This window comes from Streptomyces sp. NPDC054765, assembly GCF_053612065.1.
Genome location: NZ_JBSHBP010000120.1, coordinates 1 through 11,174 on the forward strand (window position 1 = coordinate 1; position 11,174 = coordinate 11,174).

10 protein-coding genes and 2 pseudogenes are annotated in these 11,174 nt (G+C 70.1%); 1 reads left to right on the forward strand and 11 read right to left on the reverse strand.

The window, feature by feature from the left end; all coding sequences use genetic code 11:
* Positions 1-630: 630 nt before the first annotated feature.
* The 10 genes and pseudogenes from ACWGJY_RS36665 to ACWGJY_RS36710 all read right to left on the reverse strand — a co-directional run.
* Positions 631-864: pseudogene (locus tag ACWGJY_RS36665) on the reverse strand (chaplin); the annotation flags it as partial.
* A gap of 218 nt (positions 865-1,082) precedes the next feature.
* Complete coding sequence (locus ACWGJY_RS36670) at positions 1,083-1,955, reverse strand: amino acid ABC transporter permease (RefSeq protein ID WP_453265230.1); 873 nt, start codon at positions 1,953-1,955, stop codon at positions 1,083-1,085.
* The gene (locus tag ACWGJY_RS36675; RefSeq protein ID WP_453265231.1) at positions 1,952-2,596 is read right to left on the reverse strand and encodes an amino acid ABC transporter permease; all 645 of its coding nucleotides are present in this window, start codon (positions 2,594-2,596) and stop codon (positions 1,952-1,954) included. Before ACWGJY_RS36675 ends, ACWGJY_RS36670 begins: the two co-directional genes overlap by 4 nt.
* Positions 2,597-2,615: 19 nt before the next feature.
* Positions 2,616-3,554 (reverse strand): glutamate ABC transporter substrate-binding protein, encoded by a 939-nt coding sequence (locus ACWGJY_RS36680; protein ID WP_453265232.1) that lies wholly within the window; start codon positions 3,552-3,554, stop codon positions 2,616-2,618.
* A gap of 14 nt (positions 3,555-3,568) precedes the next feature.
* Entirely contained in the window at positions 3,569-4,312 is a 744-nt protein-coding gene (locus ACWGJY_RS36685; protein WP_453265233.1) for an amino acid ABC transporter ATP-binding protein, read from the reverse strand.
* A 177-nt stretch (positions 4,313-4,489) separates the two neighbouring features.
* Positions 4,490-4,930 carry a DUF6278 family protein gene (locus tag ACWGJY_RS36690; RefSeq protein WP_453265234.1) on the reverse strand — a complete coding sequence of 147 codons (441 nt, stop codon included), beginning with the start codon at positions 4,928-4,930 and terminating at the stop codon, positions 4,490-4,492.
* 143 nt (positions 4,931-5,073) lie between these two features.
* Positions 5,074-5,853, reverse strand: a complete 780-nt coding sequence (locus ACWGJY_RS36695; protein ID WP_453265235.1) for an exodeoxyribonuclease III — start codon at positions 5,851-5,853, stop codon at positions 5,074-5,076.
* A gap of 38 nt (positions 5,854-5,891) precedes the next feature.
* Entirely contained in the window at positions 5,892-6,533 is a 642-nt protein-coding gene (locus ACWGJY_RS36700) for an MBL fold metallo-hydrolase (RefSeq protein WP_453265236.1), read from the reverse strand.
* Between the two features lie 120 nt (positions 6,534-6,653).
* Complete coding sequence (gene pcaDC, locus ACWGJY_RS36705) at positions 6,654-7,928, reverse strand: bifunctional 3-oxoadipate enol-lactonase/4-carboxymuconolactone decarboxylase PcaDC (protein WP_453265237.1); 1,275 nt, start codon at positions 7,926-7,928, stop codon at positions 6,654-6,656.
* A 285-nt stretch (positions 7,929-8,213) separates the two neighbouring features.
* Positions 8,214-8,714: a tyrosine-type recombinase/integrase gene (locus ACWGJY_RS36710; RefSeq protein ID WP_453265238.1), complete on the reverse strand. Its 501-nt coding sequence runs from the start codon at positions 8,712-8,714 to the stop codon at positions 8,214-8,216.
* Here ACWGJY_RS36710 and ACWGJY_RS36715 point away from each other — a divergent pair.
* Positions 8,638-9,021, forward strand: a pseudogene (locus ACWGJY_RS36715) (transposase); the annotation flags it as partial. The gene ACWGJY_RS36710 and the pseudogene ACWGJY_RS36715 sit on opposite strands and share 77 nt — an antisense overlap.
* 137 nt (positions 9,022-9,158) lie before the next feature.
* Here ACWGJY_RS36715 and ACWGJY_RS36720 read toward each other — a convergent pair.
* A partial coding sequence (locus tag ACWGJY_RS36720) for a bifunctional cytochrome P450/NADPH--P450 reductase (RefSeq protein ID WP_453265239.1) occupies positions 9,159-11,174 on the reverse strand: 2,016 nt, incomplete at its 5' end.

An 11,174-nucleotide genomic window follows, 5' to 3' on the forward strand; every position in this document is an offset into this window, starting at 1 on the left:
TACCTCGCCGGCCTCCACCTCCGCGCCTCGATGATCTGGGTCAATGACCTCCTGCAGGCAACTGATTGATCACAACCACACACAGGCCCTAGAACGGTGTGCGGCCGGCGCCGGGCGGACCGGAGGAGAGGCCCGCGAGGTGGCGTCCCGCAGGCGGCCGCTCGCTCGGGCAGGACCGGCGAGGCGGATGCCGCGCTGTCGGAGATGTTCCCGGATGACAAGCGGCCGGGGCCCTTTGGTGCGGGCCCCGGCCGCGTGCCGGTGGGTGTGCTCGATCGCGGAGTCCACCAAAACCGTCCGGTTCAGGTCCTCACCGGCGTACGGCCCGGGTCATCGGCGCGGTGAACGCACGCTCCCGGGTGCCATGGGCGGCCCGCATCCGTAGCCGGTTGCGGACCTCGCCGGTTCCCGTACTTCTCGGGCAGGTGGAACCTCTGCGATCCGGTCGGCCTAGCGGCCGACGCCGGCCAGGCCGCCGCCGCCGGTGTGCACGCCGCCGATCGGGCGGTGGTGGTGGTGGTGCTTCTTGTGGTGCTTCTTCTTGGTGTGCTTCTTCATGTGCTTGATGACGTGGTGGTGGTGGTGCTCGACGATGTGGCGGCGGACGCTCACCTGGCGCTCGATGGAACCGTTGAGGCAGGTGTTGCCGAAGGCCGGGTTCAGCAGCCCCACGACATTAATGGTGTTGCCGCACACGTTGACCGGAATGTGGACCGGGATCTGAATCGCATTGCCCGACACCACTCCCGGCGAATTGGCCGCGCCGCCGGCCGCGCCACTGTCTGCGTACGCTGCCGACATTCCACCCAGGGCCGTGCTTGCCGCAAGAGCGGCCAAGGCAGTCACCCGCGTGATCCGTGACATAAAAATCTCCCGATCGATCCAAGCGGCTCACTGCCGCTTCCTGTACTTCCCTTCGGCCCATGCGGCCCCACCCTGAGGGAATTTGCTAACATTTCACTCTTTCAGGTATGAATGTGGTTTAGCGCTGGTTTTTTGCTGTGGACGACTGCTGAGACATGCGTTCACCGGCCCCCACCGATGGCTTGCGGCTTGTGCCCACCTCGGTCCGCGCCGCCCGGTCACGGCCGAGGCGCCGGCGGCTGATGGCCGCCCGGCAGCAAGGTGACCGGTTCCGGGGCGGCCACCTCGACGGCTTCGACCTTGGGGTTGCGCCGCTGGCGCTTGGAGACCCAGTTGGCCAGCCAGGACAGCAGCATGCACATCCCGATGTAGATCGGCGAGATGATCATGACGACGGGAATGAACGGCAGGTCGTAGTCGAGGTTGGAGGCGATCAGCTTGCCGGCGTGCAGGAACTCCTCGTAGGTGATGAGGTAGCCGAGAGAGGTGTCCTTGAGGGCGACCACCAGTTGGCTGATGATCGCCGGGAGCATCGCCCGGACCGCCTGCGGCACCAGGACATGCGTCATGACCTGGGTCTTGCGCATGCCGAGTGCGTAAGCGGCCTCCCGCTGGCCACGGTCGACGGAGTTGACGCCGGTACGGAAGACCTCGGCGAGCACCGAGCCGTTGTAGAGGGTCAGTCCGGCGACCAGCGCGACCAGCGGCTCCGCCTTCAGCGCCACATAGATGAAGAAGATCATGACCAGTACGGGCATGGCCCGGAAGAACTCCACCAGCAGCGTGCTCACCCAGCGCACGAGCCGGTGTTCGGAGAGCCGCCCGGTCGCCAGCACCCCGCCCAGCGCCAGCGACAGCACCGCCGCGAGACCGAAGGCCTTGAGGGTGTTCCCGAGGCCCCGCAGCAGCAGCTCCTGAATGCCCTTGTAGGTGAAAGGAGTCCATTTCGCCGCGGTGAACTGGCCGGTGGCAAAGAGGAGGTAGATGATCCAGCCGGTCAGCGCCAGGATCACGACCGTGGAGCCCACACCGTAGAGCCGGTGCCGCTGCCTGGTCCGCGGGCCCGGGACGTCGTAGAGGGCGGTGGTCATCGGGCGGCTCCGAAACGCTTCTCCAGCACGTGGAAGAGCGCGCTGATGGTCAAGGTCACGAGCAGATAGCCGGCGGCGATCCAGACGAACGTCCAGATGATGCTGTAGCCCATCTCGTTGAGCGGCTTGTAGACCCCGAGCAGTTCGGTGACGCTGAAGGCGCCGGCGATCGCGGAGTTCTTGGCGAGCGCGATCAGGGTGGAGCCGATGGGCGGGATGACGGAGCGGAAGGCCTGCGGGAGGACGATGCCACCGAGCGTCTGCGGGAAGGTCATGCCCAGGCTGCGGGCCGCCTCGCCCTGCCCGACCGGCACGGTGTTGATGCCCGAGCGCACCGCCTCGCAGATGAAGGCGGAGGTGTAGCAGCCCAGCGCGAGGACGGCGAACAGCTTGAAGGGCAGGACGAGGCCGAAGCGCGGCAGTCCCAGCACCACCGCGAAGAACAGCAGCGTCAGCGGCGTATTGCGCAGCACCGTCACCCACGCCGTGCCGAAGGCCCGCAAGGAGCCGACCGGCGCCACCCGGAACGCGGCCATCAGGAAACCGAGGACGAGGGCGAGCAGCGAGGCGTAGACGGTGAGTTCGACGGTGCCCAGCAGGCCTTCCCCGTAGAGGGAGAGGTTGTCGAGGAGAACGTTCATCGGTCAGTTCCTTGGCGGCTCAGGTCGCCGGGTAGCGGTCGATCGGGGGCGGCTCGGGGGCGGGAACGCCGGACAGGCCGAGGGTCGCGTCGTACGCCTTCCGCCAGTTGCCGTTCTTCTCGTTCGCGGCCAGGGCATCGTCGAGCGCGAACCGCAGCGCGTTGTCGCCACGGGGCAGGCCGATGCCGTAGGGCTCCTTGGAGAACGGCTTGCCGACCACCTTCAGCTCGTCGGGCACCTTGGCGGCGTAGCCCAGCAGGATCGCGTCGTCGGTGGTGACCGCGTCGACCTGGTAGGTGAGCAGGTTGTCGACGCACACCGAGTAGGTGTCGTAGGCGACCAGCACGGCCTTGGGGTAGTCGGCCTGGATGCGCTGGTACGGGGTCGAACCGGCCGCCGAGCAGACCCGTTTGCCGGCCAGGTCCTGCGGCCCCCGGATGTGGTGCTCGTCGGTGCGCACCAGCAGCGACTGGCCGGCCATGTAGTAGGGACCGGCGAAGCCCACCAGCTTCTTGCGTTTGTCGTTGATGGTGTAGGTGCCGACGTAGAGGTCGATCTGGCCGTTCTGCAGGGCCGTCTCGCGGTTGGCGGAGGCGATCGTCTTGAACTCGATGGTGTGGGGCGGGAAGCCGAGGGCGGCGGACATCATCTTGGCGATCTCGATGTCGAAGCCGGTGTACTGGCCGGTGGCCGGGTCCTTCTCGCCGAGGTAGGGCTGGTCCTCCTTGACGCCGATGACGAGGTGGCCGCGGCGCTTGGCCCGCACCCAGGTCGGGGAGCCAGGCAGGGAGAAGTTCTCGGCGACCGGGTAGCGGGGCAGTTCGCTGCCCTTGGGGCCCTTGACCGGCGGACTGCCTTCCCGGCCGCAGCCGGCGAGGGCCGGCCCGAGGGCGGCCAGCAGGAGGGCCACGAGGGCCACGAGGGCGCGGCGCAGGGGCGAGGAGTGGCTGTGCGGCATCACGGCACCCCCGTTCAGTGCTTGAGGATCTTGGAGAGGAAGTCCTTTGCCCGTTCGCTGCGCGGCGCGGTGAAGAAGCCCTCGGGGGTGCGGTCCTCGACGATCCGGCCGTCGGCCATGAACACCACACGGTTGGCGGCGGAGCGGGCGAAGCCCATCTCGTGGGTGACCACGACCATCGTCATGCCGTCCCGGGCGAGCTGGCGCATGACCTCCAGCACTTCATTGATCATCTCCGGGTCGAGGGCGGAGGTCGGCTCGTCGAAGAGCAGGGCCTTGGGGTCCATGGCCAGGGCGCGGGCGATGGCCACGCGCTGCTGCTGGCCGCCGGAGAGCTGCGCGGGATATTTGCCGGCCTGGTCGGCGAGCCCCACCCGGTCCAGGAGTTCACGGGCGCGGCGCGCGGCCTCGTCCTTCTTCGCCTTCCGGACCCTTATCGGCGCCAGCATCACGTTGTCCAGCACGGTCTTGTGCGCAAAGAGGTTGAAGGACTGGAAGACCATGCCGACTTCGGCGCGCAACTGGGCCAGCGCGCGGCCCTCTTCGGGCAGCGGCCGGCCGTCCAGTTCGATGGTGCCCGACTCGACGGTTTCCAGGCGGTTGATGGCCCGGCACAGGGTGGACTTCCCGGACCCGGAGGGCCCGATGACCACGACCACCTCCCCGCGGCCGACGGTGAGGTCGATGTCCTGGAGGACATGCAGTTTTCCGTAGTGCTTGTTGACGCCGCGCAGTTCAATCAGCGCATCACCGGCCATCTGCAGACCCGCCCACTCTCATCCGTACAGCGCGGAGACCGCAACCTACCGGGGCAAATAGGGCGCTTCTTTACTGACACGCACGTATGCACGGAGATGGGCGGATAAGTCAGGGTTACCGATGAACGTGCCGCGAGGCCGGTGCGGGGACGTCGCGCCGGGCTGCCCGGCCGGCGGTCAGGTCTCGGACACCTCGGCGTAGACCTGCGACAACTCGGGCGCACCGGTATCGGCCCACTCGTGACCCGTGGCCACCACGTCGATCTCCCGTCCGGACTCCAGCCGGACCACCGGCTGCCCGTCCGGCCATACGTGCCAGACGGCGCCGCGTACCGTACGGACCAGCACCGTGCCGAGGTAGAGACCGGCGTCGTTGCCGAGCCAGGGCAGCACCTCCGGGTCGTCGCGCCATACGGGCTGCATCTGGTCGAGGGCCTCCAACGACCGTACGGAGTCGTCCAGTTCCACGCCCGCGGCGGCTGCCTGGGCCCGCAGCAGCTCGCACTCGGACAGCAGCTCGACGACGCTTTCGGGGTCGGCGCGCACCGACTCCGCGAGCGGCACGGACCGGTGTGCGTGCTGACGCCTGCGCCACTTGTCCAGGAAAGACATGTTCATGGTGTGCAGGGTCCCACCCGACCTGTGGTCGCGGCCACAGGCGCGCGGCGTACGCGTGCCCCGTTCGGCACCGCCGCCGGAACCGCGACGGGCGCCCGGGAGCATGCTGCCCCCGTCGGCGCCCGGCTCCTCGGCCGGTGTGCTCAGACCTCCAGGTCCACCACGACCGGGGCGTGGTCCGAGGCGCCCTTGCCCTTGCGCTCCTCGCGGTCCACATAGGCGTCCGCGACGGCCTTGGCGAACGGCGCGTTGCCGTAGACCAGGTCGATGCGCATCCCGCGGTTCTTGGGGAAGGCGAGCTGGCGGTAGTCCCAGTAGGTGTAGGGCCGGTCGTACTTGAGGGGGCGCGGTACGACGTCCGACAGGCCCGCCTCGCGCAGAGTCGTCAGGGCGGCGCGCTCGGCGGGCGTGACATGGGTGGAGCCCTCGAAGACGGCCGGGTCCCAGACGTCCTCGTCGGTCGGTGCGACGTTGTAGTCGCCGAGGACGGCGAACGGGCGGGGGCCCGCCGCGTCCTCGGCGACCGCCGTCTTCAGCGCCTCGAACCAGCCGAGCTTGTAGGTGTAGTGCGCATGGCCGACCTCGCGGCCGTTGGGGACGTACACCGACCACACCCGGGCCGGACCGCAGGTCGCCGACACCGCCCGCGGCTCCTGCACCCCGTCGTAGTCCGGGCCGCCGGGGAGGCCCAGGACGACGTCGTCCAGCCCCACCTTGGACAGCAGGGCCACACCGTTCCACCGGCCGTCGGCGTTGACCGCGGCTTCGTAGCCGAGCTCGCGCAGCTCGTCGTACGGGAACTGCTCGGCGGTGCACTTGGTCTCCTGGATGCACAGCACGTCCGTGCCGGTGCTCTCCAGCCAGGCCAGCAGCCTCGGGAGGCGGGCAGTGATCGAATTGACGTTCCAGGTCGCGATGCGCATGCCGGTAAACCTACCGCGAGGCACTGACAGTCAGGCCCTCAGTCGAGCGTGGTGCCGTGGCCCGGGGCGAGCCGGGCATGATCGGTACCGCCGAGCTTGTCGATCATGGCGTCGTAGATCGGGCGGGCGTGATCCTGGAGCAGGATGTCGTGGATGTCGATGGCGCGTTGCGGCGCGACCTCTCGCACATAGTCGATGACCTCGGCGACCTTGTTCCAGGGGGCGTGGACGGGCAGCAGCAGGGTGTCGACCGTACGGCCCTGCGGGACGGTGAAGGCGTCGCCCGGGTGGAAGACCGTGCCGCCGTCGATGAGGTAGCCGACGTTGGTGATGCGCGGGATGTCGGGGTGGATGACGGCGTGCAGCTGGCCGTGCACCTCCACATCGAAGCCGGCGGCGGTGAAGGTGTCCCCCTCGCCGACCGTGTGCACCCGGCCGGGGAACGCGCCCGCGAGCTGCCCGGCGACGCTGGCCAGCGTCCAGATCTCGGCTGCCGGATTGGCTTCCATGCCCGCCCGCAGCCGGTCCTCGTTGAAGTGGTCCATGTGCTCATGGGTGATCAGGATCGCGTCCGCACCGACGGCCGCGTCCTCCTCGCTGAAGACACCGGGATCGATGACGAGCGTGCGCCCGTCCTTCTGCAACCGGACACAGGCATGCGCCTTCTTGGTGAGTTCCATAGGGCCATCTTGCCTGTGGCGACCGCGGGTGGTGCGCTCCGGGACCTCCGCCGCGGCACGTTCCGCTGCGGGACACCGGGTTGCGGGACACCGGGCTGCGGGACACCGGGGTGCCGCCCCTCACCGCTCCGGCGTCGTCTCCTCCCGGATCACCCGCTGGGCGACCGCGAAGGCGGAGTTCGCTGCCGGGACGCCGCAGTAGACGGCGGTGTGCAGCAGCACTTCCTTGATCTCCGTGGGGGTGAGGCCGTTGCGCAGGGCGGCGCGGGTGTGCAGCGCCAGTTCGTCGTGGTGGCCGCGGGCGACCAGCGCGGTGAGCGTGATGATGCTGCGGGTGCGGCGGTCCAGGCCCGGCCGGGTCCAGGTCTCGCCCCAGGCGTAGCGGGTGATGAAGTCGTGGAAGTCGCCGGTGAAGTCGTCGGCGGCGGCCTCGACCCGGTCGACATGGGCGTCGCCGAGGACCTCACGGCGGACCTTGATGCCCGCCTCGTAGGTGGCTCCGCGGGCCTGCTCCGGCTGGGCGAAGCCGGACTCTATGGCGGCGGGCGGCGCCTGCGGGGGCGCGATCTGCGGCTTGGGGGCGGCGGCACCGATGGCGGTCTGGCCGCCGGGGCCCGGCTTGTCGTGCCAGGCCGTGGAGAAGTGCCGGATGAGGAGTTCCGTGACGGCCGAGGGCTGCTCGACGGGCGCGAGGTGAGAGGTGCCGGGCACCAGCGCCAGGCTCGCGTCCGGTATCCCGGCAACGAGGGAGCGGGCATCGGTGGTCGGGGTGACCTGGTCCTCGGAGCCGACGACGGCGAGCGTGGGGACGCCGATCCGGCCGAGGGAGGACCGTACGTCGAAGGAGGCCAGCGCCTCGCAGGCGGCGATGTAGCAGCCGGGGTCGGTGGTCCGCACCATCTGGACGGCCCATTCGACGATCGCGGGCTGGGCACCGGCGAAGCCCTGGGTGAACCAGTGCTCGGGGGCGGTGCGGGCGATCGGGTCGAGTCCGTTCGTGCGGATGACGACGCCGCGCTGGCGCCAGGCATCGGCGGTGCCGTAGCGCGGTGAGGTGGACACCAGGGCCAGCGAGGTGACCTGGTGCGGGCGGGTGAGCGCCAGCTGGACGCCGATGGCTCCGCCGATGTTGCAGCCCGCGTAGCCGAAGCGGTCCACGCCCAGCGCGTCGAGGGTGGCGACCAGCCGGTCGGCCAGCTCGGCGACGGAGGCCGCCGCGTGGGCGGGCGAGCCACCGTGTCCGGGCAGGTCGAAACGGATGACGCGCCAGTGGCGGGTCAGCTCGGGGATCTGCCGGTCCCACATGTGCCAGGTGGTCCCGAGCGCGGCGCCCAGTACGAGTACGGGGGCGTCGTCGGGGCCATCGATCCGGTGCTGCAGGGTCTTCTCACTCACCCGGCCAAGCTACCGACTCTCTGACAAGATCCTGACACCCGGGTCAGGAAGAGTCGTCGGAGTGTGCCCGCCGGCCACGCCCGAAGCGGAGTTTGCGCAGGTCAGGGCCTCATCGTCGAGACGACGTAGACAACCGGATGACCCGGCTCGTCGTAGCTCACCATGAGCCGCTGGTACGGACGCGGGTGCCTTGCTCGTGATCAGGACCGGCGCGTCTTCTGGCCCGTCAAAGCGGCCTTGCAGGGTGTGTCGATATCTCACTCACCCCCTTCACGCTCTCAGATCTCACAATTTCTCACGTGCTGGGGTCGGAACCCCGTGCAAGCCATCCCATGCTGTGGCGGCTTCGCGAAGATCTTCCACGTCCGGCTTGACGTACCACCGCTTGGTGGTCTTCGCGTTCGTGTGTCCGGCCCACCGCGCAAGGATGTGGTCCGGCACGCCCTTGTTCGCCAGGTACGTGAAGCACGACGCACGAGCGTCGTATACCCGAACGCGACGGAGACCAAGGAGATCCATGAGCCGGTACGCGCGTCGACGGAGCTGCTTGATCGTGAACGCTACGCCCGTCTCGTGCACCAGGACGTAGCCGGGGGCTACGTAAGCCTCCCCCAGAGCCGGCTTCTCCTTGGCCTGGAGAGCCTTGAACGACGTGAGGGCAGCCAGCACCGGAGCGGGCAACGGGAGCGCCCGTTCGCCGGCCGTCGACTTGGTGTCCTTCTCCACCACGTACCGGCTGCCCATCAGGACTCTGTTCCGGCGGGTGGCCCCGCCGACGGAAGTCATACGCCCGCAGGGCAGCGGACGTCGCCGAGCCGGCGACCGTGAATGCCTGGCAGCGATCATCTTCGTGGCCACCTCGGGGTGCACCTGGCGGCAGCTGCCGCCGGTGTTCGGGCCGGCCTGGCCCACCGTCTACCGGCAAAAAACTTCGCCCGATGGAGCCGGGACCGGGTCTGAGCCAGGCTCCACCGGGTCGTCCTCGACGAACTCGGTGCAAGGGGGGAATTGGACTGGTCGCGGTGTGCGATCGATTCTGTTCAGCGTCCGGGCGGCAAAAGGGAAAACTGTGCGCGGTGAACAGACTGACCGCTTCCCTTAAGTGCACGGTGACTGGAGTCTGCCTTCACGCTTCTCCTCATGCGGCTCCAGAGGCCAAAGGACCTTCAGGGCAATGTGTACGGTGTGCCCCCGGCAGGCCGGGAGATAAGCCCGCCGGGGGTTAGGGCCTCAGCCCGCCGCGTAGACGTCCTCGATGTAGCGGCCGGAGGCGGTCAGTTCGCGCAGCCAGGCCTCGGACTCCTGCGGCGAGGCGCCGGTGGACGCACAGTGCAGCTCGCGGAAGGCGGCCCGTACACCGGGCGCCATCCGGCTGCCGTCACCGCAGACGTACACCCGCGCACCGGCCTGCAGCAGTTCCCACACCTCGGCGCCCTCGGCGGCGATCCGGTGCTGGACGAAGCGGTGGCCGTTCTCGGGGCGGGCGCTGAAGACGGGGCGTACGGAGATGACTCCGGCGGCTTCGGCCGCGGCGAACTCCTCGGCGTGCAGGAAGTCGGCGGTGGGATCGTCGCAGCCGAAGTACAGCCGGGCGGGCGCCTTCTGACCCGCGGCGAGGCGGTCGGCGACGGCGCCGCGGAAAGGCGCGAGCCCGGTGCCCGCCGCGATCAGGATGACGGGGGTGTCATCGGCCGCATCGAGGCGGAAGGCCTCGCGGCAGGGCTGGACGCGGGCCAGGACGGTGTCGCCGGGCCGCAGCGCGTGCAGATGGGCCGAGCCGGTGCCGCCGGGCAGCAGCGAGACCATCAGGTCGGCGTGCCGGGGGTCGGCCGCGGGCGTGGACGACAGGGAGTAGTGCCGGATGCGCAGCGGCGGCAGCAGCTCCAGGACCGTCGGCCAGGGCAGGGCGCCGCGCAGCGCCGGGTGGGCCTCGATCAGGTCGATCAGGGTGCGCGGGTCGTCCTCGGCGAGGTTCTCCAGCGCGAGGCGCTCGGGCGGGCAGGGGTTGTGGGCGGCGAGCTGCGCGACCTGTCCGGGTGTCGGGCGCATGCCCAACTCCAGGTGATGGGTGAGCAGTTCACGCACTGTCAGGGGGCGGTCGACGGGCAGGGTGTCGCGGCTCGCGCGGCGGCCGGAGTGCAGCGCGAGGACGGTGTCCAGGTCGGCGCCGAGGGCGTGGGCGGCCCGCTCGACGGCGGCCGGGGCGTTGGCCGGCAGCACGGCGAGATGGTCGGCGGTGCGGTAGCCGACGCCGTCCGGCAGCGCGATCCGCAGGAAGCGCTTGGGCCGCGACCAGCCCTGCGCGGTGAGGTCATGGGCCTCGGTGACGGTCATCGGGACGAGGCCGTGGCGGGCGGCGAGCGCGTCCAGCGGGCCGCCGGTGATCTCGGTGACGGTGTAGCCGGTGTCCGCCGCGTCCGGTGCGCTCGCGCCGATGCTCGCCGGGTCGCCGTAGCGTGTCAGCAGCTCGGTGCGCAGCGCCGCGGTGAACTCCTTGACGGTGCCGCTCAGGTCGCCGGAGGCGTCGGCTTCGGCGCGCGGCAGCAGCCGGTGGGCGCCGAGCGCGTCGAGCCGGTCGTCGATGAGGGTCGGTATGTGCTGGTAGGTGGCGGCCCAGTTGCGGTCGCCGACGCCGAGGACGGCGAACGGGAGGCCGGTGGCGGCGCCGTCCTGCGCGGTGTTCAGCCACTCGACGAAGGCAGCCGCGTCATCGGTGGGCCGCCCGTTGTAGGAGGCGGCGACGATGACGAGGGGCCGGTCGGCGGGCAGCGCACCGGCGTAGGCGTCCAGCGGCGCCACGTCGGCGGCAAAGCCGAGCCCGGTGGCCTCGTCGGCGAGCCGCTCGGCGAACTCGCGGCAGGTGCCGTAGTTGCTGCCGTGCAACAGCAGCAGGCCGGTGCCCTGGGGGACGCGGGTCGGCAGGCCCTCGTCGGTGGCCGCGTCGCCCCCGGTGCTCGCGGCGCCGCCGGGGAGTACGGCGAGCGCGGCGCGGACCGCGGCCCGGTCGGCGGGCGTCCGGGCGGCGAGGGTGAGGGTGAACCCGTCGGGCTTGAGGGTCAGCGTCTCCTTGATGCGCAACTGGTAGTCGCGGTGGTCGATCAGGCGGTAGCGGTGGGCGAGGAGGGCCAGCAGCATGGTCGCCTCGTGGAGGGCGAACTGCCGCCCGATGCAGGCGCGTTCACCGGTCCCGAACGGCTTGTACGCATGCGGCGAGCGGGCCGCCTCGGCCTCCGGGCTGAAGCGGGA